The sequence below is a fragment of the Streptomyces sp. NPDC012794 genome (genome assembly GCF_042901085.1).
Taxonomy (GTDB): Bacteria; Actinomycetota; Actinomycetes; order Streptomycetales; family Streptomycetaceae; genus Streptomyces.
The window spans coordinates 206,305-229,549 of the sequence record NZ_JBIBCI010000009.1; the positions used below are offsets into that span (position 1 = coordinate 206,305).

The following is a 23,245-nucleotide window of genomic DNA, read 5'->3' on the forward strand; positions in this document are numbered from 1 at the left end:
TCGGGGGTTGCGTTCGTGACCAGAGCTACAGCCGAAAAGCTGTGCCGCGCCACAGGCGGCCGGCCACGGACCGATCCCTGCTCCATCAAGACGACGCACGTATGAGGCTCCGGCGGGGGATTTCCGTCGCCGTCGTGGCCGCCGGCGGAGCCGTTACGACCATGCTCGTGGGGCTCGTCACCAACGCGGTGTCCGAGTCGCAGTGGCCCGGGTGGCTGGGGTGGTTACAGCAGCATGGCTGGTTCTCGTTCGCCGTGCTGGGCGGGGCCATGGTCGGGCTGGCGGTGCTGCTTGCCGCGCTGTCGGAGTCGGGGGCGCCGGAACGCAGCGCTGCGCCGACGCCCCAGCCAGAGGAAGGGGCGGTGCCTCCGGGTGCTGCCCTCGTGCTGCGGTCCTTGCCGCGCGACACCACCGCGTTCACCGACCGGACCGCCGAGCTCGAGGCGCTGGTGCGGTCCGTAAGCAACTCGCAGGAGGCCGGCGAGGCGCTGCCTGTGCATGTGATCGACGGAATGCCGGGGGTCGGGAAGACGACGTTCGCCGTACACGCGGGGCATGTGCTGTCGGAGCGTTTCCCGGACGGCCAGCTCTTCGTAAATCTCAACGGGCACACGGCAGGGAGGCCCCCCGTACAGGCCACGGAAGCGCTCGCATCGTTGCTGGCGGCGACCGGAGTACCAGCGCAGCGGATCCCTGCCGGCGACGACTTGGGCGCGGTCACCGAGGCGAGGGCAGCCATGTGGCGGAGCCAGCTCGCGAACAAGAAGGCACTGCTCATCCTCGACAACGCGGCGAGCTATCGCCAGTTGGAGCCCCTGCTGCCCGGCGGGAGCGACTGTCTCGTACTGGTGACGAGCCGGAAGCGGCTGGCTGCGTACGAGGAGGTGGTCCTGCCAGTGGAGGCGTTGCCGGCGGAGCATGCGGTCGACCTGTTCGTACGCCTCAGCGGGCGGTCGGCGGAGTCGCTCGACCGCTCCGTCCTCGAGCAGTTGGTGGAGCTGTGCGGGTACCTGCCGCTCGGGGTGTCGTTGCTCGCCGCGCGGCTGCGTCATCACCGGTCGTGGAGTGCCGAGGATCTCCGTGCGCGTCTGGTCGCCGCCGGGGACCGGCTGGGAGAGCTCCGAGCTGGGGAGCGCGCGGTCGCCGCGACGTTCAGTCTGTCCTACCAGGACCTTTCACCTGAGCGGCAGCACTTCTTCCGGTGTCTCGGCCTCTACCCTGGAGCCGAGCTCGATGCCTTCTGCGGGGCTGCGCTCGGCTCGGTCTCGGTGGCGGCGGCACGCGAGGCACTCGACACGCTCTACGACGCCCATCTGATCGAGGAACACCCGGGAAGCCGGTTCCGGCTACACGACCTCCTACGCGACTATGCCCGCGGTCTCGCCGGCGAGGGAGGCAGCATGACCCCTGTTGATGCGGTTCAGCGCGTGTGCTCGTACTACCTGGCCGCCCTCGCCGTCGCGAACAGACACATTGCCCGCAGCGGCGCCTCCACACCGAATCCCCCAGATGACGCCGCCCAAGTCGAGACCCCTCCCATCGATTCCCGTACGGCGGCTCTCGGCTGGCTGGAGGACGAGCGGGCCAACGTTCTGGCCTGCATCCGAAGGGCGAACGATCTCGCGCTGCACGAGCTGGTGATCCACATGGCTGCGGCGATGGCGCCCTTCCTGCGGCAGGCCGGGCCCTGGGACCAAGCCGTTGGCCTCCATCGGACCGCCACCGAGGCGGCCCGGCACACCGGCGACCGACGGGCGCTGGCCAACGCGCTGGCCGAGCTCGGAGTCGTCCGGCGCTTCATGGCGGCCTACCGGGAGGCCATCGAGGCACTGAACGAAGCGGTGACGGAGTACGAGGCGGTCGGATGAAAAGCGAGGCAAGGCTGACGCTCTGAACCAGGTGGGCATCGTCTGGTACATGACCGCGGACAACGACGCCTCTGCCCAGGCACAGACCGAAGCCCTCGCGCTCTATCGGGAAATCGGCGACCGTCTCGGCCAGGCCAACGCGCTCGCGGACCTCGGCATGGTGCGCCGGCAGACCAGCCGGTTCGACACAGCGGTGGCGGCGCAGACCGAAGCGTTGTCGATCTACCGTGAGCTGGGAGACCGGTACGGGGAGGCCAACTCGCTGCGGGACCTCGGCGTCGTGCACTGCCTCCTGGGCGAGTACGAGCTGGCCGCGCAGCGTCACCATGAGGCATTCGACATCTACCTGGAGCTCGACGACCGGGCCCACCAGGCGTACGCCCTCAACGAGCTCGGAGTCGTCCGGCGCCTGACCGGCGATCCCGCCGGAGCGCGGGAGGCCCACACCCGGGCGCTGGAGTACTTCACCGAGCTCGGCGAACGGTTCGGCCGCACGAACAGCGTTCGCCACCTCGGGGTACTGGACCGCTTGGACGGGAACGTCACGGAGGCGATCCTGCTGTTGAATGAAGCCCTGGGCTCATACCGCGATCTCGGCAGCCGTGGTGGCGAAGCCGCCGCTCTGGGCGAGCTGGGTGCGGCGCGCGGGGTTGCCGGCGAGCGGGACGGTGCCGTCGAGTCGTTCCGGCGGAGTCTGGACATCCTCCGAGAGCTCGGTGACCGGTGCGGTGAGGCGGAGGTCCTGAACCACTGGGGGACGCTGCTGCACTCCTCCAGTGACGGGGCCGCCGCCCGCGGACCCTTCGAGCAGGCGCTGGGGCTGGCCCGGGACATCCGCTGCCCGCTTGAGGAGGCACGTGCCCTGGAGGGGATCGGCCGTTGCGACTGGACGGCCGGCGAGTCGGCGCGGGGGGCAGGGGCGCTGCGTGAAGCGCGCGACGTGTACCGGCGGTTGGGCGCGGGCGGGGCAGCAGATGCCATCGAGCGGCTTCTCGCGTCGCGGACCGAGTAGCCGGGCACGTGGCCGGATTCGATAGGCCGGCGCGGGCGGTGGTACTGCTACCTTGCGGGCTGGTCTGCCGCCTCGACCACCGTTGCACTGCCCCGAGGAGCGTCGAATGCCGTCACGTACGCCCGTTCCCGCACCGCAGGCCCCGGCGCCCGTCGGCGCGGAGTCCATCAACGGTTCGGCCGTCCTGGACCGTGTCGCCGTCCGCGTACGGCAGCGACTGGCGGCCGAGCAGATGGCCTCGAACCACACCGGCGAGGGTAGTCACCAGGCTTCGCTGATCTGGACCTGGCCTCTTTGAGTCGTTCCACTCGATGACACCACGCGCGGACGTCGCCCACTTTCGGTCGTTCATCCTCAAGGTTGCCAATCGCTGCAACATCGACTGCGACTACTGCTACGTCTTCAACTCCGTTGACCAGGCGTGGCGGCACCTGCCTGCTCGGATGAGTGCGGCCGTGGCCCGAGCGGCTGGGCTGCGAATCGGTGAGCACGCGGCGGTTCACGGCCTGCGGAGCGTCCACGTCATACTGCACGGCGGTGAGCCGTTGCTCATCGGCCCCCGGCACATGGCAGACCTGCTCGGCGCCGTACAGGAGGGCATTCCGACCGGTGTGGCGGCCCGTTTCGAACTTCAGACCAACGGGACGCTCCTGGCGGAGCCCTGGCTGGACCTCTTCGAGCGGTACGCGGTCGTCGTGGGCGTCAGCCTCGACGGACCGCCGACCGCCAATGACCGGCATAGGCTGACGCACTCCTCTCGATCGAGCGCCGCCTCGGCTGTACGAGGCATCGAACTCCTGCGGTCCCGGCCGCATCTGTTCGCAGGGCTGCTCGCCGTCGTCGACCTGGCCAACGACCCGGTCGAGGTCCATGACTACCTGGCGTCGTTCGAGCCGCCTGTGATCGACTTCGGTCTGCCGCACGGAACTCACGACGAGCCGCCGCACCGCGTCGACCCGAGTGTGCCCGAGTACGGGTTGTGGATGAGCCGCGTCTACGACGCCTGGCTCGCCCGGCCGGAGCAGCGGCACAGCGTGCGGATGCTGGAGGACATCGTGGCGCTGAGCTCCGGGGTGCGCGGCTCGGTGGAGTCCCTCGGCCTGGCCCCGCCGACGAGCATCGTGATCGAGTCGGACGGCACGATCGAGGGCGTTGACACCCTGCGGTCCGTCGAGGAAGGCGCCTCCTGGCTGGGACGCGACGTCTTCAGCCAGTCCTTCGACGAGGTCCTTCACCATCCGAAGCTCCTGCACCGGCAGAACGGGAAGACCGCGCTCGCCGATCAGTGCCAGAGCTGTCCTCTGGTGGACGTGTGCGGTGGGGGCTATCTACCGCACCGCTTCAGCACCGACCGCGGCTACCGGAACCCCTCCGTCTACTGCGCGGATCTGGAGTACCTCATCCGGCATGTTCAGGGCTCGCTGCGCCGGCACGGCTGGGCTCCTCAGGCACTGACGCCCCCGTAGCCACGAGCCGTGCCGCCACGCCAGGATCACGCATGGAAACGAACGAGGGAACCTATGGAAAAGCCACAGGAGATGTCGATGACCGTGACAATCCGCCCCGCCGAAAGGCGCGACACCGCGGCAGTGGCCGATCTGATCGAGGAGATCGAACGGTTCTACGGATCGACCGAGATCCAGCCGTTCGAGGAGCGCCGCTCCCAGGTGGAGGAGGCGCTCTTCGGCTCCCCGCCATTGGCTTCCGCTCTCTTGGTCGAGGACGAGGCGGGTGATCTCGTGGGTCTCGCCGCCTACTCGTTCCTCTGGCCGGCGGCTGGCTCCTCCCACTCTCTCTTCCTGAAGGAGCTCTATGTCCGCGGTGCCCTCCGCCGCCGGGGCGTCGGCGCCCGCCTCATGGACGAGCTCCGCGCCCTGGCCTCAGCACGTCCCGGATGCAGCCGGGTCGAGTGGATGACGGACCGCAACAACCCGGACGCGCGTGCCTTCTACAAGTCGTTGGGGTTCGCGGAGTTCGACGGGAAGATCGTCTACCGCGTGGACGCCTAATCCGACGTGAGGGCCCGTTTGGGAGCGCGCCCCTCCAGATCGACCACGGTCAGCATGTCCGGCCAGACCGTGCCGTTGAGGGCGTTCGCGATCAGCTGGCGGTTGACATCGCGACTTGCCCGGTAGTCGGCCGAGGGGAGCCGGAGCCGAGGAGCGCGGCCCCACCGGCGGAGCTCGCCCCGGGCCCCGGGCCTCACCGACAGCCGCAAGATCACATCCTCCTAATCCGACAGCATCCTACGGCCCCCACCCGCTACACTGGCGCGGGTGCGCATCCCTGACCGCGCACCGCGCAAGATCCCGGGACGACGTGTCTGGCAACGCGGGGTACACCCCGATTTCTTACACGTTTTTCCACCCCGCCTTCGTAGCTCAGGGGATAGAGCACCGCTCTCCTAAAGCGGGTGTCGCAGGTTCGAATCCTGCCGGGGGCACAAGGGCGAAGACCCTCAGCCGATCACGGCTGGGGGTCTTTGACATCTGCGGCGGACATCAACGGTCGGTCCACGTGCATGATCACCTCGCGCTGCGTGTCCTGGACGACATGCGTGTACACGAATCCCGCTTGACGGAGGTTCCGCCTCATGCGGAGATCAAGCCCATGGGGGAATCAACCTTTGACCTGCACCTTGCCGCCACACTCGCGGCGACCGCCTCGCCCGTCCAGCACCTTCAGGCCGCTGGTGTGTGCTTGATAGCTGCGTTCTGCTGCATCTGGATGGGGCAACGGCAACAGCGCACGGGACGGGCTGTCTTCGCCCCAAGTGAGACGATGCGGGCTGGCGCGACTTTGGTCGAGCCACCTAGGCCCACACGGGGGAAGCGAGTCACCGGCCGTGTCTTGGCTGGCGTGGGATGGTTCTTCGTCCTGCCGTTCGCGGTCCAGCTGGCGTTGGCCCTCCGCCAGCTTGCAGCCTGACCAGTGAGACCCAAGGCTGACATCAACAGCCGAGGACGGCCGTAGTCATCGGCAGAACCGGGGACCGGATTGCACGTGGGTAGCGGCGGCCGGAGATGGAGGGGCGGCCCTTGCTGCTCTCCTAGGGGGTAGCGAGGGCACGCGCCACTGGGGTCCCGGTACGCCGTGAGTACGCGAGCCGCTCTCGCACCTCGCGCGGGCTCCGGGGTCGGTATCCGGGTCCACAGCCACAACAGGCCTGCCGGAAGTCCAGGCCGACACGGAGCAGGACCGCAACGACCCGCCAGGCATCCCGGTCCCGTCGTGGCGGCGCCTCGAAAGCATCACCGGCAAAGAGCAGCGCCCGGCGACACCTGGGGCAGTGGTACGTCCGGTGCTCGGAGTGCTTGAAGGAAACCCGGCACGAGAGGCACACGTACGCAGAACGGTGAGGCATGCGGCCACTATCAGCCCGCGGTCTCCCGGACCACCACCGGTTTCTTGCCCGCATGCCGACCGACCCCCTACTTGGAATGTAGGCCGCGCAAGGGCTCGGCTTGCCGACGGCAGCGGGGCCCCGGGGATACCGGTCGGAGGACCGCCACGCCATCCCCGGTGCCAGGGATAACGAGACAACTCTTTACACCTTCAAATGCCACCTTTAAACCCCACCAAAACCCGGACGCGATGCCAAGCGGCGCGGGTGGCTCGGCGAGGGCGTCATGGCCCCGGGTCGTCGCGGATTCCGGTCAGCGGGTCGCGGCCGTGTTCCTCGCCGTATTCGCGGCGGCGTGCGGCGACCTTGGGGGGATTCGCCAGGCAGCAGTAGTCCCAGAAGTCGACGAGTACCCGGAACGCCTCGTCCAGGGTGTAGTCACCCTGGACGTGCTCGACGAAGTGGTTCTCCACCCTCACGCCTGTCGGCTGCTGGTGACGGTGTGCGCGTTCCCGTCCAGGTCCTCCGGCGCGAAGGCTGCGTTGCCCTTGGCCTCGATCACCAGGTCGATCGCCTCCAGGACGGACAGCGGTGAGAGCTGGATGTCGGCCGTCACCCACTGTCCCAGGACCCTCAACTCGGCGGGCCCGGCGAAGTCCGGCACTCCAAAGGCGTCTTGGACGTAGTACTCGGTGCGAATCACTGCCCCATCGTCTTTCACGGCCCCCAGGGCGCGAGCGGCGGCCTCCGCACCCTTCAGCCCGGCGGAATCGGCCGGTGCGGTGCATCACCCGAAAGGTGTTCACACATGGCCCCGAAGAGCATGGGGCGCAACTCGCCATTCACCCGTAGCCACACTCGAGATCGAGGTTTACTCTGAGGAAACTCCGGAAGCGCTCGTGCATTGAAGTTTTTTCGGTGGCGCACGGTGGAGAGCCCTCCCGGGGGCCGGGAGGGCGGGTTGCGTCCTGGTCGGGGTGGCGGGGGTGCGTCAGCTGAGGCCTCTGCTGCGTTCGCCGATGCGGTCACCCTGCGGGGTGCCGGCGCGCTTGAGGTCCGCCTTGGTGTGTGCCCCGCCCTTCACCTTGCTGCGGACCGGGCCCTCGAAGCCGTGGCCCTGGGCCCGCGGTGGCTGGAGTCCTTCCGTCGCCTTCGCGACCGCCGTGCGGACGTCCCGCTTCTGCTCTTTGCTCATCCCGTCGTCAACTCCCTCGGGAAGCACCCAATCGGACTACTGGGATCGTATGCACATATACGGACGGATGCACCCGGACCGGTGGGCAAAGATTCCGCCGCGCGCACACCGGCTCACGGCCCGGGCGGGGTGCCCGGGGTGCGGTGGATCAGTTCCGCCGGGCAGGGCGTGCCGCGCGGGAGCTGGTACTTCGCCGAGACCCGGTACTCGCCCGGCGCCGGGGCCAGGAGCTCCGTCCATACGTCCCCGGCGGCGTCCGGGGCGGCCTTGAAGAGGCACCCGGACGGGTTCTCGTACTCCTTCACGGCCGCCGTCCTCGATCCGGGCGTCTCCCGCGGGGGCTCCACCGCCCGGCCCGTGCCGTCCACCAGCCCCAGCCACGGCGAGTGCGGGATCCGCACCAGCACCCGGCCCGGCGCCGAGACCTCGACCACCAGCTGGTCCGCGCCCGCCCGGACCGTCTTCGCGGGACCCGACACCAGGTCCGTGGGGGCGTCCACCCGCAGCAGCCGCCAGTTCTGGTCGGCCCACACCTGGCTCAGGTACGGCAGGCCCCCGCGCACGAGTGCCGCCTCGGCCTCCCCGCCCGAGTCGGGCCGGTCGGCGGGCAGCACCACGTAGTGCACGGCCCAGCGGTCCAGCCAGGCCCGGTAGCTCTCGGCGGTGAGGGTGTCGTCGTAGAAGAGCGGGTTGCGCTCCAGGTCGGCCTGCCGGTTCCAGCCGCGCGCGAGGTTCACGTACGAGGGGAAGGCGGAGGACTCCCGGTGGCTGCTGGCGGGGACCACCTCGACCCGGCCCCGGTCGGCGCCCGCCTTCCGGAGCTGGTCGACCAGCGGAGCCAGCTCACGGTTCCAGGCGGCCACCGGGGTGGTGCGGACGATGTCGGTGACGCTGTTGGTGGTGATCCAGGCGGTGAGCACCGCGAAGGCCAGCAGGACCGCGTACCGGTGCCGGGTGCGCCGGGCCGTGTACGGCAGGGCGGCGAGCAGCACCGCGCCCCCGAAGAGCATGACCAGCCGGGTGACGTTCGAGCCGACCTGGGAGTCGACCGCCCAGGTCAGGAACACCCCGAGGGCGTAGACGGCGGCGGCCACCCGGACCGTCCTCCACGCCTTGGGCACGAGGAGGGCGACGGCCAGCCCGAGGACGAAGGGCAGCGCGGCCGAGCCGATCTTCATCGGCTGCGTCCCCGAGAAGGGGAACAGCCAGGCCGAGAGCCCCACGACCGCCACCGGGGCCAGCCCGAGAGCGTACGCGCCCGGGCGCCGCCGGCTCAGGAACAGGGCGGCCGCGACCACCCCGAGGAAGAGCCCCGCCACCGGGCTGGCGGCGGTGGCCAGCCCCGCCAGCGGCGCGGCGACGGCCGCCTTCGCCCAGCGCCGCTCGGCCCACTTGCGGGGCCAGCAGAAGACGGCGGCGACGGCGCCGAGCGCGAAGAGCGTGCCGAGGCCGAAGGTGACCCGGCCGGAGAGCGCGTTGCACAGCAGCCCGTAGACCCCGGCCAGGGCCGGCCACAGCGGGCGCCGGACGGCGCCTCGGCAGCGGGTGAGGATCAGCGCGAGGAGCCCGGCCGAGGCGGTGCCGGCGATCATCATCGTGGTCCGGACGCCGAGCACGTGCATCACGTACGGGGACACGACGCTGTACGAGACCGGGTGCATCCCGCCGTACCAGGCGAGGTTGTACGCCGTGTCGGGGTGCCGGCCGACGAACTCCGCCCAGGCGTCCTGCGCGGCCAGGTCCCCGCCGCTGTTGGCGAAGCAGAAGAACCAGACCACGTGCAGGACCGCCGCCGTGATGGTGGCCAGGAGGACGGGGTGCCGGTGCGCCCGGCCGAGGGCGCGGGAGGCCATGGACGCGGCGGCGGGCGCGGGCGCGGCTGCGGGCACGGATCCGGGTACGGCTGCGGGTACGACGGCCCCCGGGCGGGGCTCGTCCGCCCGGCCCGACGGCCCCTGCTGCTGCTCGGCTGTGGTCACGAACGACGCTCCCTCCCGACACGGCTCCCCGGACACGGCGCGGCGCCCCGGGTCCGCCCGGGGCGCCGCGCCCGCCGGATCAGCCGATCCGGGTCAGCTTGCTGCCGAAGCCCGGGGTGTCCAGAGCGCGCTGGAGCGCCACCGGCACCTTGACCTGGCTGGCGCCGTCGCCGACGGTCAGCACGCCGACCTGGGTCCCGGCCTTCGCCGACTCCGGAATGGCGGTGCCGCCGTCGCCGAGCTTGATGTCCACGGTCAGCGAGGACCAGCCGACCGCCTGGACGTCGGCGGTGGCGACGACCGGCGTGTGACCGCCGAGCCCGTCGTCCACGTAGCCCACGACCTGGCCCTTCTTCACCACGGGCGCGCCCTGGACCTCCTTCTGCGTGGCGATCAGGAGCGACCGGCTCGCGGCGATGACGCTGTCGATGATCGGCGGCTTGTGCTGGCCGAGGACCGCGCCGACGAGCAGCTGGTTGGTGTCGCCGACCTTCTTCTGGGCCGCGAAGAGGAGGTTTCCGCCGGCCTTGGTCGTCGTACCGGTCTTGATGCCGAGGGAGTCGTGGAACGGGACCAGGCGGTTCCAGTTGGGCCAGGTCTTGCCCGTCTGGTCGGTCCAGCTGGGCATGCGGGTGATGTCGACCAGCGCCGGGATCTCGACGATCTTCAGTCCGAGCTTCACCTGGTCCTCGGCGGTGCTGACCGTGGTGGCGTCCAGGCCCGAGGGGTCGGTGTAGGTGGTGTTGGTCATGCCGAGTTCCTTGGCGGTGTCGTTCATCTTCTTGACGAACGCCTCCTGGGAACCGGAATCCCAGCGCGCGAGCAGCCGGGCGATGTTGTTGGCCGACGGGATCATCAGGGCGGCGATCGCGTCGTACTCCGAGATCTTGTTGCCCTCCCTGACCGTGTTGAGGGTGGACTCGTTGTCCGACTTGTCCTTCTGGCCCTCGATCTCGGCGGTCTTGTCGACGTCGATCATCGCGCCCTTCTCCCCCTTCTTGAAGGGGTGGTCGCGCATGATGATGTACGCCGTCATCGACTTCGTGACGCTGGCGATCGGCACCGGCTTCTGCTCCCCGGAGCTGCCGATCGTGCCGAGGCCCGCGGCGGCCATGGAGGCCTGGCCCTCGGTGGGCCAGGGCAGGCTGGGCGCCCCGCCGGGGAAGGTGTACGTGGCCTTCGCGGTCAGCTTGAGCGTCGGCGCGGGCAGCGGGCGCACCAGCTGCACGACGGCGATCACGATGGCCAGGAGCAGCACGATCGGCGCGTAGATCTTGACCCGCCGGATGACGTTCCGCATCGGGGTGGGCGGCGGGGGCGGGTTGTTGGTGAGGTCCGCCAGCATGTCGAGCGGCGGCCTGGGGGGCAGCGGCTGCTGGGTGGTCCGCTCGCTCGGGTCCAGGCGCGGCGGGGGCGGCGGGGTGGGCCCGACCTCGGGCTTCCCGGCGGGACCGGACTCGCCCTCGCCGCGCAGCGGTACGAAGGTGCTGACGCGGCGGTCGCTCTCGGTGCCGGGCTTCGCGGAGCTGGGCTTCGCGGTGCCGGGCTTCGCGGTGCCGGGGTCCTGGGAGGGCTTTCCGGGCGCGGCCGGGGGCGTGCCGGGCTTCTCGGCGCCCTTGCCGCCCGCGTCCGGCTTCACGACACCGAAGGCGGTGGTACGGACGTCCCCGGACGGCTTCCCGGCGGGCTTGTCCGTGGGCTTCCCGGCGGGCTTGTCCGTGGGCTTGCCGGCGGGCTTGCCGGTCGCCGGCTTCTCGGCGTCGGCGGGGGCCGAGCCGGGCTTCACGGCGCGGAAGACGGCGGTGCGCTCGCTGTCGGAGTCCTCGGGGGGCGTGGCCGGCTTCTCGGCGTCGGCGGGGGCCGAGCCGGGCCTGACCGCGCGGAAGACGGCGGTGCGCTCGCTGTCGGCCTCCTTGCCGCCCTCGGCGCCCTTCGCGTCGGCGTTCGGCTTCACCACCCCGAACGCGGTGATACGGACGTCCCCGGACGGCTTCCCGGCCGGCTTCGCGTCCTTCTCGGCGTCCGCCGAAGCGGAACCCGGCTTCACCGCGCGGAACACGGCCGTGCGCTCGGTGTCGGCGGCGGGCTTCTCCGCCTCGGGGGCGGGGTCCTTCGTCACCACTCCGAACGCGGTGGTGCGTACGTCCGCGGACGGCTTCCCGGCCGGCTTCGCGTCCTTCTCGGCGTCCGCCGAAGCGGAACCCGGATTCACCCCACGGAACACGGCGGTGCGCTCGGTGTCGGAGTCCTTGCCGTCCGCGGCGTCCTTCGCGTCCGCGTCCGGCTTCACGACACCGAACGCGGTGGTGCGTACGTCCCCGGACGGCTTCCCGGCCGGCTTCGCGTCCTTCTCGGCGTCCGCCGAAGCGGAACCCGGCTTCACGGTACGGAAGACGGCGGTGCGCTCGCTGTCGGCGGCGGCCGTACGCGGGTCCCGGGACGGCTTCTCCGCCTCCGCCCCGGCCGGCTCGGCGGACCCGGAACCGGCCTCGCCCGACGGCCTCTCGGCACGCGGACCGGCCTCCGCCGGAGCCGAAGCGGAAGCGGAAGCGGAACGCGGCTTCACGGACTCGGAACGGGACTCGTCCGCCGACTCCCCGGCATCCGAGCCCGAGCCCGAGCCCGCGTCATCCGCGTCCGCCTGACCGGAATCCGGCTCACGGGACGGGGCCTGGCGGACCACGCCCGTCACCGGGGTCTTCGGGTCCACCCGTCCCGGGGACGGCCGCGAGGGAGCGGCGGCTTCGGTCTCCGCGCCCGCGTCCTGCGCCTGTCCGTCCGGCCCGGTCTCGGCGGCCTCGGCCGCCGCGGCCGGACGCTTCAGCGGGTCTCGCGGCTGGAAGACCGACAGCCTCGGGTCCTGCTCCCCGGACGCTCCTTCATCTACCGACTTGTCGGGGGACTCGCCCGCCACCGTTCCTCCTCGATCGCTGTCCGGTCACTGTCCGAACCGTCTAACAGTGTCCCGTCTAGGGGGCATCGCCCAACCGCTAGACGAGAACGACATAGCTACTGGTTCCCGCCCAAAGCGTCCAGGCGCTCTCGACAGATGAATGTGAGAGGCGTCACCCTGTCACTCATCCACGCGGGGAGGCATGGATGGGCAGGAGCCGCAGAACAATTCCGGAGGAGCTTCTGCTGCTCGCTTTGGACCCGGCCACGGGTACCACGGCGCAGCCGCAGTCGCTCGACCTCGGCCTGGCCGGGGCACAGCTAGTGGAGCTGGCTCTGGCAGGACGGATAGCCCCTGACGGGGATCGTATCGCCGTGGTGATGCCACGGCCGACAGGAGATCCGACTCTGGACTCCGCACTGGAACTGCTGCGCAGGCGCGGCAGCCCGGTACGGGCCGTCCACTGGATCGGCGGACCCCGGCTGGGGCTCCGCCAGATTTACCTCGCGCACCTGGAGCGCTGCGGCATGGTCCATGCCGTCGCGGGACAGATGTGCGGGGTGCTGCCGACGACTCGCTACCAGGCGACCGACACGGCGATCAGCCGGGAGATCCGTTCCCGGCTCGACAGTGCGATCCGCACCGGCGTACCGCCGGACCCGCGGACCGCGGCGCTCGCCGCACTGGCCCACGCGGTCGGACTCGGCAAGCACCTGTACCCCGGCAACGAGGGGCGGTCGTCCAGGTCCCGGCTGCGGGACCTGATCCGGCACGACCCGATGGGCGGTCTCGTCGCGCACGCCGTGATGGACGTCCAGAACGGTGTGGCCGCCCAGCCGCGCCGTGACCGCGCCGTGCAGCCGCAGGCGCAGCCGCAGCCGGCCGGCCGGGCCACGGCGACCGGCGGTGTTCCGCTGCAGCCGCGCCGGACGGGTGCGATGGCCCGCGTGGCCGCGCACTGATCACGGCCACCGGCGGCACCCGTACGACCGCACCACCCGCACCACCCGTACGGCCTCCGTACGACCGCACCACCGCATGACGGAACGACCGCACCACCCGGACCGCCCGCGACACCCCTTGATCCGTCAGCGGGGCTCAGATCCACCGGTTCACCGATCCACCGATCCACCGACACCGCGGCCGGAGGTCCCCCAAGACCCGGTCCCGGAGCCGCCCGCGCGGGGTGGCGAGGCCGACGAGACGGCTTCGCCACCCCGCGTGCCGCGTTCCCGCGTTCCCCAGCGCCGTCGCACCCTTCGGTGGCAGTCTGCTGAACACCAGACACTCAGCGAGACAGCGACAGAAGAAGGCGGAGGTGCCGTTCACGTGGCGTCCAATGTCAATCCCACCGTCCGACGCCGCCGACTGGGCATGGAGTTGCGCAAGCTCCGCGAGGACAAGGGCATGACGGCCGAGCAGGTCGCCGAGCGCCTCCTCGTCTCCCAGTCCAAGATCAGCCGCCTGGAGAACGGCCGCCGGTCCATCAGCCAGCGCGACGTCCGCGACCTGTGCGAGGTCTACGAGGTCGAGGACCCCCGCCTGGTGGACTCCCTCATGCAGATGGCGAAGGACTCCCGCCAGCAGGGCTGGTGGCACGCCTTCGGGGACATCCCGTACAGCGTGTACATCGGCCTGGAGACGGACGCGGCCAGCCTGCGCACCTACGAGCCGCAGATGGTCCCGGGCCTGCTCCAGACGCCCGAGTACGCCCAGGCGCTGATCCGCGGCGCGCTGCCGGAGACGGCCCCCGCCGATGTGGAGAAGCGCGTCCAGGTGCGCATGCACCGCCAGAAACGGTTGTCCGAGACGGAGAACAACAATCCGGACGTGGGGCCGCTGCGCCTGTGGGCGGTGATCGACGAGGCGGCGCTGCGCCGGCACGTGGGGGATCCGCAGTTGATGGTCCGGCAGCTGGAGTACCTGATAGAGCAGTCCCAGCAGCCGTACATCACGGTGCAGGTGATGCCCTTCACGATGGGCGCCCATCCGGGGGTGAACGGGCAGTACGCCATTCTGGAATTCCCGGACGCCTCGGACTCGACGGTCGTCTACATCGAGGGCGTCACGAGCGATTTGTACCTGGAGAAGGCCAACGACGTTCAGAAATACAGCGTGATGTACGAGCACCTGCGGGCCCAGGCCCTCAACGTCGACCAGACCAGGCAGTTCATCTCCGAGATCATCGAGCAATACGCGGCCAAGGCGAACTGAACGCGAACTGCGCAGAGCGGCAGGAAGCGGACGGAAGTGGTGAGGGGGGCCAGCACGGTACACCGTCGGTCCCCGGCCACAGAAGGCCTGAATGGAATATGCCACCCGGTCGAGTGAATGCCTCCTTCGGCCATCGAGAGCTGCCGGTAGCGTCGATCACGTCGGCCGGGGAAATCCCCGGCCGGCACGCAACCGGAACTACTCGCTGAACCGGAGAAGAAACATGGCTATTCGTCAGGGCGGTACGGAAAACTGGACCAAGTCCTCCTACTCCGGCGGAAACGGCGCCTGCGTCGAGGTCAAGTCGCCCGTCAGCCACGCCGTCGCCGTCCGCGACTCGAAGGTTCAGGACGGTCCGTCCCTCACCTTCGCGCCGGGTTCCTGGACCTCCTTCGTCACCGGCGTGGTCGGCGACGGACCCGGGCGCCTCGCCTGAACGTCTCCGCCCCCCACACCGAACACCCCGCACGGAGCCCTCTCGACCGGCCCGCCGTCCTGGCCGAGGGGGCTCGGCCGTGCCCGGCACCTCCCCGCCCCGGCCCCCGTCGGCCGCCTCAGCGCAGCTGGTCGACGTACCGGTCGGTCCCCGGCACGGTCGGGACGAACGGCGCCACCAGCTCGACCCTCCCCAGCCCCGACTCCGCGACCTCCGCGTCCAGCCCCCGGAAGCGGTCCCAGCAGGTGCGCGGGTCGGCCTCCAGGAACCACAGCAGCGTGAGCCGGGTTCCGATCCCCTCGACCTCCTTGACGTAGGTCATCCGGTCGCCGGGCAGCGGTGTCGGCCGGAAGAGCGTGACCATCGCCGCGGGTGAGCCGTGCAGCCGCCGCGGCAGGGCCCGGGAACGCAGCCACTCCCGCAGCTCCTCCCGCCGTCCGGGCCCGTCGGTGTCGACGACCTGGAGGACGAGCCCGGCGTACGGGTGGTCGAGGGCGTGGTAGTCCCGGGGGCCGGCGGCGCCGTCACGGTAGACGGTGGCCTCGTGGTCCTGGAAGGCCGTGAAGACGTGGGTGCGGTCCTGGTAGACGCGCCCGTCGCGGTTCAGCCGCCTGTTGATGCCGACGGTCCACTTCATGTGCTCGTCGTAGCGGCCCTCGGTCACCCAGTACGTCGAGAGGTAGCAGCCGGCGGTGACGGGCTGGGCGACGGCCGACTTCTCGGGGTACCGCAGCTCCTGGAGCTCGCGGGTGGCCACCCAGCGGCGGCCGGCGTACATCCAGGGCATGGCCATGGCGCCGGCGTAGTAGTGGTCGTCCTCGTACCAGCGGTTGTACGCGTACTCGTGGCCCGGGTGCGGTTCCACCATGGTGATCAGGGCGTGGCCGGGGCGGACCCCGTACGGGCCGACGGCCGCGAGCTCCGCGTAGTCCCCGGCCCGGGTGTCCTCTCGTTCCCGCTCGTCTCTCGTCATGCCACCGGTTTATCTGATGCTACGTCAGTTGTGGAGAGCGCTACCGCTGTTCACTCTCCGGAATGGTAGGTGTGCACTGCACCTTTCGGCGCTAGGCTGCCGCCACCCGCCACCGAAGGAGCCACCCCCATGCGCCCGAGCACCGCTGCCGCCGTCACGCCCGACGCCCTGCCCGCCGCCGCTCCGCCCGGCTTCGCCGCCCGCGCGGCCGCCGTGGGCGGTTCGCCCGTGCGCGAGATCCTCGCGCTCACCGAACGCCCCGGGGTGATCTCCTTCGCCGGGGGCCTGCCCGCGCCCGAACTCTTCGACACCGAGGGCCTGAGGGCGGCGTACGACACCGTCCTGACCGGCGCCGAAGCCGCCCGGGCCCTCCAGTACTCCACCACCGAGGGCGCCCCCGAACTGCGCGCGGCCGTCGCCGCCCGGGCCGCCGCCCGGGGCCTGCCCACCTCGGCGCAGGACGTGCTGGTCACCACCGGCTCCCAGCAGGGGCTGACCCTCCTCGCCGCCACCCTCCTGGAGCCCGGCGACACGGTGCTCGTCGAGAACCCCACCTACCTGGCGGCCCTGCAGTGCTTCGGCCTTGCCGGCGCCCGGGTCATACCGGTGCCCTGCGACGGGCAGGGCCTGCTCCCCGACGCCCTCGCCGAGATCACCGCCCGGGAGCGGCCGAAGCTGCTCTACACCATCCCCACCTTCCAGAACCCGACCGGGCGCACCCTGCCCGGGGACCGCCGGGCGGAGGTGGCCCGGATCGCGGCCCGGCTCGGGCTGTGGCTGGTGGAGGACGACCCGTACGGCGAGCTCCGCTACGAGGGCGCCCACGAGCCCTGGATCGCCGCCCACCCGGGCGCCGAGGACCGCACCGCCCTGCTCGGCAGCTTCTCCAAGGTCATGGCCCCGGGGCTGCGCCTGGGCTGGCTGCGCGCGCCCGCCGCCCTGCGCCGCGCGGCGGTGGTCGCCAAGCAGGCGGCGGACCTGCACACCTCGACGGTGGACCAGCTGGCCGCCGCCCACTACCTCGGCGCCCACGACCTCGACGCCCACGTCGCCCGGGTCCGGGACGCCTACCGGGCCCGGCGCGACGCCCTCCTGGCGGGACTCGGCGGGGCGCTCCCGGCGGGCTCGGAGTGGAACCGCCCCGAGGGCGGCATGTTCGTGTGGGCGCGCCTCCCCGAGGGCCGGGACGCGGGGGCCCTGCTGAAGTCCGCGGTCGGGCACGACGTGGCGTACGTCCCCGGCGCCCCCTTCTTCACGGGCACCCCGGACCCGCGCACGCTGCGGCTGTCCTTCACCACGCACACCCCGCGGGAGATCACCGAGGGCCTGGACCGGCTCCGGCTCGCCCTGTCGTAGGCCCTTGCCGCCAAGGTCCCGGGCGGCGCCTACCGGGCGGCGTACAGCTCCTCGATCTCGGCGGCGTAGCGCCGGGCCACCTCGGCGCGGCGGGGTTTGAGGGTCGGGGTGAGGGTGCCGGCGCCGACCGAGAGCTCCTCGTCCAGGACGCGGAAGGCGCGGATGCGGGCCGGGCGGGAGACGGTGGCGTTGGCGGCGGCGACGGCCGCGGCCACCAGCTCCCGTACCGCCGGGTGGGCGGCCGGTACCGGGCCGAGGTCGAGGGCTTCGCGGGCCGCCCAAGCGGTGACCTCCTCGGTGTCCAGGGTGATCAGGGCCACCGGGTGGGGGCGCCGGTCGCCGATCAGGACCGCGCGGGAGACGAAGCGGGAGGCGGCCCGCACGGCGAACTCCACCTCGGTCGGGGTGATGTTCTTGCCGGCCGAGGTGATGATCAGCTCCTTCTTGCGGCCGGTGATGGTCAGGAAGCCGTCGCCGTCCAGGGCGCCCAGGTCCCCCGTGTGCAGCCAGCCGTCCGCGTCGAGGGCCCCGGCGGTGGCGCCGGGGTTGGCGTGGTAGCCGGGGAAGACCATCGGGCCCCGGGCGAGCACCTCCCCGTCCGGGGCGATCCGCACCTCGCAGCCCGCCACCGGCCGGCCCACCGTGCCGTACCGGACGGCGTCCGGGTGGTTGAGGCTGATCACCCCGGCGGACTCGGTCATCCCGTAGCCCTCGAACACCCGGATCCCGCAGGCGCGCAGGAAGTCGAGGGTGGCGGGGGCGATCGGGGCGCCGCCGGTCAGGGCCCAGGTGAGCCGGCCCCCGAAGGCCGCCCGGACGGGGGCGTAGAGGGACTCCTCGGCCTCCTCCCACGCCGGACGCAGTTCCTCCGGCAGAGTGCCGTCCGCCGCCAGGACGCCCAGCCGGACCGCCTCCTCGAAGCGCTCCCGGCCGCCCTCGCGCCCCTCCGCCAGCCCGAGCGCCATCGCGTGCACCTTCTCGAACAGCCGGGGCACCGAGGGCAGATGCGTCGGCCGCGCCTCGGCCAGCTCGGCGACGACGTCCTCCACCCGGCCCCCGAAATAGCACAGCTCGTCGCCCTCCAGCAGGGTGGTGAACTGGATCAGCTGCGCCAGCAGGTGCGCCAGCGGCAGGTACAGGTACGTCGAGGAGCCGGGCCCGCCCGGGAGCAGCGGGAGGATGGCGTCCTGGACGGCCCCGAGGTTGCCGTGCGTGAGCCGGCAGCCCTTGGGCGGGCCCGTGGTGCCCGAGGTGTAGACGATCGCAGCGTCCGCGTCGGGGGTGACCGAGGCGGCCCGGGCGTCGAGTTCGGCCTGCGGTGCCATGGCCGGGATCTCCTCGTCCATGCGTACGACCGCCCGCAGCGCGGGCAGTTCCGGCCGCAGCGCCTCCACCCGGGCGGCCTGGGCGGCGTCCTCGCAGACGGCGATCACCGCCTCGGAGTCGGACAGCACCCAGGCCAGCTCCTCCTCCCCCGCCGTCGGGTACACGGGCACCAGGACCGCGCCCGCCGCGAGGATGCCGAGGTGGGTGTAGGTCCACTCGGGCCGGGTCTCGGCGAGGACCGCCACCCGCTCGCCGGCCCCGACGCCCAGGCCGAGGAGGGCGCGCCCGCTCTCCCGTACGGCCGCGGCGAGTTGGGTGTGGCTGCGGGTCCGCCAGGTGCCGTCCGGTGCGCGGAAGCGGAGCGCCGGGTGCGGCCCGTACCGCTCCTCGGTCCACTGGGTGAACACCGCCGGTGTGCTCGGCCGACCGTCCATGGCATGCCCTCCCGGGGGTAGGTGACCCCCGATGGTGGGCCCGGCCGGGGCCCGCCCGGCATGACCGGAAGCGTCACCCCCGCTGACCGCAGCGCTCATTGGGGCTACCTTCGGAGCCATGGGGAGGCGGACGGTCACCGTGCACCACGTGCGCGCCGTGCTCGCGGGGGCGCGGCGCGCCGGCTGCGACCTGGTGCCGTTGCTCCAGGAGGCGCAGATCCCGCCGCTGCTGCTGGGTGACGACCGGGCGCGGATCACGCCCGCGCAGTTCGCGCGCCTCTTCCGCGCCCTGTACCGGACCACGCAGGACGAGTTCCTCGGGCTGTCGGCCGTCCCGAGCCGGCCGGGCACCTTCGCGATGATGTGCCACGCCTGCCTGGGCTGCCGGGACCTGGGTGCGGCCGTGGAGCGGGCGGCCGTGTTCTACGGGCTGTTCCCCGGCGGGCCGGAGCTGGTGCTGGAGACGGCGGGCGGGCGGGCGCGGTTCGGCGTGCGCAACGATTTCGACGGGGACGAGGAACGCTTCCTCACCGAGTGCGTGCTCGCGATCTGGCACCGGCTCAGCAGCTGGCTCGTCGGACGGCGGATCCCGCTGGTCCACGCCGCCTTCGCCTATCCCCCGCCGCCGCACCGCGACGAGTACGACACCCTCTTCGACTGCCCGGTGCGCTTCGGGGCCGGGCGCACCGAGGCCGTCTTCGACGCGCGGTGGCTGACCGCGCCGCTGGTGCGGGACGAGGCCGCGCTCGACGCGATGCTGCGCCGTGCCCCCTTCGACCTGCTGTCGCGCCCGGAGTACGGGACCACGGTCGCCGAGCAGGTACGCCGGACCCTGACGCGGCGGCTGCGCGGCTCGCCCCGGCTGCCGGAGCTCGGGGAGGTGGCGGCGTGCCTGGCGGTGTCCCCGGCGACGCTGCGGCGCCGGCTCCGGCAGGAAGGGACCTCCTTCCAGCAGCTCAAGGACCAGGTGCGGCGGGACGCGGCGATCGCGGGACTGGCCGAGAGCCGGGAGCCGATCGCGGAACTCGCCGCCCGGCTGGGTTTCTCGGAGGACACCGCCTTCCACCGCGCGTTCCGCCGCTGGACGGGGACGACGCCGGGGGCGTACCGGATCTCCTCGGGCGGGTGACGAGGCGGCGGGGCGGCGGGGCGGGGCGCGGGCGGGTGCGGCAGGCGGGTGACGGCCGGGCGCGGCGGGTGACACGGCGGCACGGCCGGGCGCGGCGGGCGGGTCTCGAGGCGGCGCGCCGGGCCGGGGGTGGGAGGCGCGGTCAGGAAAGGTGAGCTGTCCGGTCAGCGACATGCCGACCGGTCGGTCACTACCTTCGCCTCACCTGCCCCCACCCTTACGCACGTTGGGAGTTCCGCCCATGCGTTTGCGCAGCACCGCCCTGGCCGCCGCGGCCGCACTGACCGCCCTGGCCTTCCCGGCCGTGACCCCCTCCGCCACCGCCGCCACCGCCGCCGACGGCGATGTCACCGGCCGCCCCGGCGACATCGTCAGCAGCGCCCCGTCCGCCTTCCACCCGCTGCCCGGCCAGCCGAGCGGCACCAGGGCCTGGAAGGTGCACTACCGCTCGACCACCGCCGACGGCGCCCCGAACGTCGTCTCGGGCACCGTCATCGTCCCGCAGGACGGCCGCACCGGCCCGCGCCCCCTGATCACGTACGCCGTCGGGACCGTGGGCATGGGCGACTCCTGCGCGCCGAGCAACAACCTCCCGTACGGCACCGCCATGGAGGCCAACCTGATCCAGCAGTACACCCGGCGCGGCTGGGCCGTGGTCGTCACCGACTACGAGGGCCTCGGCACCCCCGGCGTCCACACCTACACGGTGGGGCCCTCGGCGGGCCACGCCATGCTCGACGCCGCCCGCGCCGCGATCCGGCTGCCCGGGACCGGGCTGACGGCGGACACCCCGGTCGGCATCATGGGCTACTCCCAGGGCGGCCAGGCAGGCAGCTGGGCCGCCGAGCTGCACGGTTCGTACGCGCCGGAGCTGAAGGTGAAGGGCACGGCGACGGGCGGGGTCCCCGCCGACCTGCTGGAGGTGGCCGCCTTCAACGACGGCTCCTTCGGCTCCGGGCTGATCTTCATGGCGGCCGCCGGCCAGGACGCGGCCTTCCCGGAGCTGCGGCTCGACTCGTACCTCAACCCGGCGGGCCGGGCGCTGGTGGCCGGGATGAAGGAGCACTGCGTGGCGGTCGACGCGATCGCCGGCTCCTTCAAGCGGATCTCCGACCTGACCACCCGCGACCCGCTCGCGCAGCCCGACTGGCGGGCCCGCCTGAACCAGAGCCGGCTGGGCGGGAAGGCCCCGGCCGCGCCCGTGCTCCAGTACCACGCGCTCGGCGACGAGCTGATCCCGTACGCGGTGGGGCGGCGGCTGCGCTCCGAGTGGTGCGCGCGGGGCGCGGACGTCCAGTTCGACACCATCGTGCTCGGTGAGCACGTCAGCGGGGTCATCACCCACTCCGCGGCCGTCGGGGACTGGCTGGCGGACCGTTTCGCGGGCCGGGCCACCCGCCCCGACTGCTGAACCGCCCGCGGGGACCGCACCGCCGTGCCCGCCCCGCCGGTTCACTCCCCGGCGGGGCAGGAGCGCGTCCCGCCCGGCAGCTTCCCGCCGGTGAGGAAGTCGTCGACGTAGTCACGGACGCAGGGCGAGGCGGCGTAGCCGGTGTGCCCGTCGCCCCTGTGGTCGATCACCACCGCCGAACCGAGCCGGCGGGCCGTCTCCTCGGTCCACTCGTACGGGGTCGCCGGGTCCCCGCGCGTGCCGACGAGGAGCATGCGGGGCGCGCCGGGGCGGTCGATCCGGCGGATGAAGTCGGTGCCGGCGGGGCGGCCGTAGCAGGACAGTACGGTCATCAGCTGGCCCGGCCCGAAGATCGGCGAGGTCCGCTGGAAGTCGGCCCGGAGGTCGCCGATCTCCTGTGCGATGGCCTCGGGGGTGGCCTCGTCGTTGCTCCGGTCCGGGTCGTCGGCGCAGTTGACGGCGGTGCGGGCGGCCGAGGCGTTGTCGTCGGGGATCCGGGTGGGTCCGTCGTCGGGCGGTGTCTCGGCCGGGCCGCCCAGTTCCATCAGGGCGACGGGGTCGCGGTCGCGCTCCACGCGGGCGAGGGCCTCGGCGAGGTCGGGCCACTGGCTCTTGGAGTACAGGGCGGCCGCGATGGCGCCCACCACGTCCTGTCCGGTGAAGTGCGAGCCGTCGTCCCCGACCAGCGGGTGCTGGTCGAGCCGTTCGACCAGGGCCTCGACCTTCTCCCGGGCGGTGCGGGTGTTGCTGCCGTAGACGCAGTCGCGCCGGTGGGCGCACCAGACGAGGAAGTGGTCCAGGGCCCGTTGCTGGCCGCGGGCGGAGACCAGGGCCTGCTCGGCGAGCGGTTCGGTGAGGGTGTCGACCCCGTCGAGGACCATCCGGCCGGTCCTCTTCGGGAACTGCGCGGCGTAGACGGCGCCGAGCCGGGTGCCGTAGGAGAAGCCGAGGTAGTTGAGCTTCTTGTCGCCGAGGGCGTGGCGGATGCGGTCCAGGTCGCGGGAGACGTTGACGGTGCCGACGTACGGGAGCACGGGCCCGGAGTGCAGCGCGCACCGCTCGGCCACGGCGCGCAGGGCGGCCAGCTGGGAGGCGGCGTCGCCCGGCACCTCGTCGCCGGTCTCCTGGGAGCCGCCGCAGGAGACGGGCGAGCTCAGGCCGACGCCGCGGGGGTCGAAGGTGACGAGGTCGTAGCGCTGGCCCAGGCGGGCGAAGAGCCCGGTGTCGGCGGCCAGGGAGGCGATCCCGGGGCCGCCGGGGCCGCCGAAGTTCAGCAGCAGGGAGCCGAGGGGTCTGCGGCCGGGCGCGGTGGCGGGGATGCGGGCCACCGCCACCCGGGTGGTGCCCTTGGCGGGGTCGGCGTGGTCGAGGGGGACGGTCACCTCCGCGCACCGCATCGCCGCGGGGACGCGTTCGAGGGGGCAGTCCCCCCACCGTATGCGCGGTCCGGCGGTGGGCGCGGGGCTCCGGGCGGGGCCCTGGGGCGGTCCGGGGACGGCCGCGAGGGAGGCCGCCAGGACCAGTGCGCAGGCCGCGCCGGCGGCGGTACGGGGGCGGAGGCGGTGACGGGGCATGCGCCCTCCTCGGGTCGCCCCCCGGACCGGTCGGCCCAGCCCACCATAAGCGGGCCGCGTCGCCCCCGCCCCCGGAGCCGCCCGTCGGGGCACCGGGTGCGG

At 72.3% G+C, this 23,245-nt stretch carries 19 protein-coding genes and 1 tRNA gene; 12 read left to right on the top strand and 8 right to left on the bottom strand.

Annotated elements, in window-relative coordinates:
* Window positions 1-167 precede the first annotated feature (167 nt).
* The 6 genes from ACFY7H_RS19090 to ACFY7H_RS19115 all read left to right on the top strand — a co-directional run bounded on the left by ACFY7H_RS19090 (window position 168) and on the right by ACFY7H_RS19115 (window position 5,323).
* Complete coding sequence (locus ACFY7H_RS19090) at window positions 168-1,868, top strand: NB-ARC domain-containing protein (RefSeq protein WP_388939389.1); 1,701 nt, start codon at window positions 168-170, stop codon at window positions 1,866-1,868.
* A gap of 49 nt (window positions 1,869-1,917) precedes the next feature.
* On the top strand, window positions 1,918-2,880 hold the full coding sequence (locus tag ACFY7H_RS19095) for a tetratricopeptide repeat protein (RefSeq protein WP_388939390.1): 963 nt from the start codon (window positions 1,918-1,920) through the stop codon (window positions 2,878-2,880).
* Between the two features lie 106 nt (window positions 2,881-2,986).
* Window positions 2,987-3,178, top strand: coding sequence for a HaaA family cyclophane-containing RiPP peptide (gene haaA / locus ACFY7H_RS19100; RefSeq protein WP_388939392.1), 192 nt, complete (start codon window positions 2,987-2,989; stop codon window positions 3,176-3,178).
* 13 nt (window positions 3,179-3,191) lie between these two features.
* A complete protein-coding gene (locus ACFY7H_RS19105; protein ID WP_388939393.1) occupies window positions 3,192-4,346 on the top strand; it encodes an FxsB family cyclophane-forming radical SAM/SPASM peptide maturase in 1,155 nt (384 codons plus the stop codon).
* Between the two features lie 78 nt (window positions 4,347-4,424).
* Entirely contained in the window at window positions 4,425-4,889 is a 465-nt protein-coding gene (gene haaN / locus ACFY7H_RS19110; RefSeq protein ID WP_388939395.1) for a cyclophane-containing RiPP N-acetyltransferase HaaN, read from the top strand.
* Window positions 4,890-5,250: 361 nt separating this feature from the next.
* Window positions 5,251-5,323, top strand: a tRNA-Arg gene (locus ACFY7H_RS19115).
* A gap of 1,184 nt (window positions 5,324-6,507) precedes the next feature.
* On the opposite strand, the gene ACFY7H_RS19120 is transcribed toward ACFY7H_RS19115, so the two are convergent.
* The 5 genes from ACFY7H_RS19120 to ACFY7H_RS19140 form a co-directional block, all read right to left on the bottom strand.
* Entirely contained in the window at window positions 6,508-6,702 is a 195-nt protein-coding gene (locus tag ACFY7H_RS19120; RefSeq protein WP_388939396.1) for a hypothetical protein, read from the bottom strand.
* Window positions 6,699-6,926 carry a hypothetical protein gene (locus ACFY7H_RS19125; RefSeq protein ID WP_388939398.1) on the bottom strand — a complete coding sequence of 76 codons (228 nt, stop codon included), beginning with the start codon at window positions 6,924-6,926 and terminating at the stop codon, window positions 6,699-6,701. Before ACFY7H_RS19125 ends, ACFY7H_RS19120 begins: the two co-directional genes overlap by 4 nt.
* 288 nt (window positions 6,927-7,214) lie before the next feature.
* Window positions 7,215-7,418 (bottom strand): hypothetical protein, encoded by a 204-nt coding sequence (locus ACFY7H_RS19130; protein WP_388939400.1) that lies wholly within the window; start codon window positions 7,416-7,418, stop codon window positions 7,215-7,217.
* A gap of 113 nt (window positions 7,419-7,531) precedes the next feature.
* Window positions 7,532-9,397, bottom strand: coding sequence for an MFS transporter (locus tag ACFY7H_RS19135; protein WP_388939402.1), 1,866 nt, complete (start codon window positions 9,395-9,397; stop codon window positions 7,532-7,534).
* A 79-nt stretch (window positions 9,398-9,476) separates the two neighbouring features.
* Entirely contained in the window at window positions 9,477-12,311 is a 2,835-nt protein-coding gene (locus tag ACFY7H_RS19140; protein ID WP_388939404.1) for a hypothetical protein, read from the bottom strand.
* Window positions 12,312-12,496: 185 nt separating this feature from the next.
* Between ACFY7H_RS19140 and ACFY7H_RS19145 the strand changes: the two genes are divergently transcribed.
* From ACFY7H_RS19145 to ACFY7H_RS19155, 3 genes are all read left to right on the top strand, one after another.
* Entirely contained in the window at window positions 12,497-13,252 is a 756-nt protein-coding gene (locus tag ACFY7H_RS19145; protein ID WP_388939405.1) for a GPP34 family phosphoprotein, read from the top strand.
* A gap of 367 nt (window positions 13,253-13,619) precedes the next feature.
* Window positions 13,620-14,504, top strand: a complete 885-nt coding sequence (locus ACFY7H_RS19150; RefSeq protein WP_388939406.1) for a helix-turn-helix domain-containing protein — start codon at window positions 13,620-13,622, stop codon at window positions 14,502-14,504.
* A 223-nt stretch (window positions 14,505-14,727) separates the two neighbouring features.
* Complete coding sequence (locus ACFY7H_RS19155) at window positions 14,728-14,940, top strand: DUF397 domain-containing protein (RefSeq protein WP_388939408.1); 213 nt, start codon at window positions 14,728-14,730, stop codon at window positions 14,938-14,940.
* A gap of 118 nt (window positions 14,941-15,058) precedes the next feature.
* Here ACFY7H_RS19155 and ACFY7H_RS19160 read toward each other — a convergent pair whose 3' ends face one another.
* A complete protein-coding gene (locus tag ACFY7H_RS19160; RefSeq protein WP_388939410.1) occupies window positions 15,059-15,913 on the bottom strand; it encodes a hypothetical protein in 855 nt (284 codons plus the stop codon).
* A gap of 129 nt (window positions 15,914-16,042) precedes the next feature.
* Here ACFY7H_RS19160 and ACFY7H_RS19165 point away from each other — a divergent pair, with 129 nt between their 5' ends.
* Window positions 16,043-17,269 carry a PLP-dependent aminotransferase family protein gene (locus ACFY7H_RS19165; RefSeq protein ID WP_388939412.1) on the top strand — a complete coding sequence of 409 codons (1,227 nt, stop codon included), beginning with the start codon at window positions 16,043-16,045 and terminating at the stop codon, window positions 17,267-17,269.
* A gap of 29 nt (window positions 17,270-17,298) precedes the next feature.
* On the opposite strand, the gene ACFY7H_RS19170 is transcribed toward ACFY7H_RS19165, so the two are convergent.
* The gene (locus ACFY7H_RS19170) at window positions 17,299-19,029 is read right to left on the bottom strand and encodes an AMP-dependent synthetase/ligase (RefSeq protein WP_388939414.1); all 1,731 of its coding nucleotides are present in this window, start codon (window positions 19,027-19,029) and stop codon (window positions 17,299-17,301) included.
* 118 nt (window positions 19,030-19,147) lie between these two features.
* Here ACFY7H_RS19170 and ACFY7H_RS19175 point away from each other — a divergent pair, with 118 nt between their 5' ends.
* Window positions 19,148-20,158: an AraC family transcriptional regulator gene (locus ACFY7H_RS19175; RefSeq protein ID WP_388939416.1), complete on the top strand. Its 1,011-nt coding sequence runs from the start codon at window positions 19,148-19,150 to the stop codon at window positions 20,156-20,158.
* Between the two features lie 241 nt (window positions 20,159-20,399).
* The gene (locus ACFY7H_RS19180) at window positions 20,400-21,569 is read left to right on the top strand and encodes a lipase family protein (protein ID WP_388939417.1); all 1,170 of its coding nucleotides are present in this window, start codon (window positions 20,400-20,402) and stop codon (window positions 21,567-21,569) included.
* A gap of 41 nt (window positions 21,570-21,610) precedes the next feature.
* Here ACFY7H_RS19180 and ACFY7H_RS19185 read toward each other — a convergent pair whose 3' ends face one another.
* The gene (locus tag ACFY7H_RS19185) at window positions 21,611-23,143 is read right to left on the bottom strand and encodes an alpha/beta hydrolase (RefSeq protein ID WP_388939419.1); all 1,533 of its coding nucleotides are present in this window, start codon (window positions 23,141-23,143) and stop codon (window positions 21,611-21,613) included.
* Window positions 23,144-23,245 lie beyond the last annotated feature (102 nt).

Coding starts and splice junctions, on each gene's coding strand:
- ACFY7H_RS19130 (WP_388939400.1), bottom strand. CDS start 7,418: ATGAGCAAAGAGCAGAAGCGGGACGTCCGCACGGCGGTCGCGAAGGCG.
- ACFY7H_RS19095 (WP_388939390.1), top strand. CDS start 1,918: ATGACCGCGGACAACGACGCCTCTGCCCAGGCACAGACCGAAGCCCTC.
- haaA (WP_388939392.1), top strand. CDS start 2,987: ATGCCGTCACGTACGCCCGTTCCCGCACCGCAGGCCCCGGCGCCCGTC.
- ACFY7H_RS19175 (WP_388939416.1), top strand. CDS start 19,148: ATGGGGAGGCGGACGGTCACCGTGCACCACGTGCGCGCCGTGCTCGCG.
- ACFY7H_RS19105 (WP_388939393.1), top strand. CDS start 3,192: ATGACACCACGCGCGGACGTCGCCCACTTTCGGTCGTTCATCCTCAAG.
- ACFY7H_RS19160 (WP_388939410.1), bottom strand. CDS start 15,913: ATGACGAGAGACGAGCGGGAACGAGAGGACACCCGGGCCGGGGACTAC.
- ACFY7H_RS19170 (WP_388939414.1), bottom strand. CDS start 19,029: ATGGACGGTCGGCCGAGCACACCGGCGGTGTTCACCCAGTGGACCGAG.
- haaN (WP_388939395.1), top strand. CDS start 4,425: ATGACCGTGACAATCCGCCCCGCCGAAAGGCGCGACACCGCGGCAGTG.
- ACFY7H_RS19180 (WP_388939417.1), top strand. CDS start 20,400: ATGCGTTTGCGCAGCACCGCCCTGGCCGCCGCGGCCGCACTGACCGCC.
- ACFY7H_RS19185 (WP_388939419.1), bottom strand. CDS start 23,143: ATGCCCCGTCACCGCCTCCGCCCCCGTACCGCCGCCGGCGCGGCCTGC.
- ACFY7H_RS19165 (WP_388939412.1), top strand. CDS start 16,043: ATGCGCCCGAGCACCGCTGCCGCCGTCACGCCCGACGCCCTGCCCGCC.
- ACFY7H_RS19155 (WP_388939408.1), top strand. CDS start 14,728: ATGGCTATTCGTCAGGGCGGTACGGAAAACTGGACCAAGTCCTCCTAC.
- ACFY7H_RS19145 (WP_388939405.1), top strand. CDS start 12,497: ATGGGCAGGAGCCGCAGAACAATTCCGGAGGAGCTTCTGCTGCTCGCT.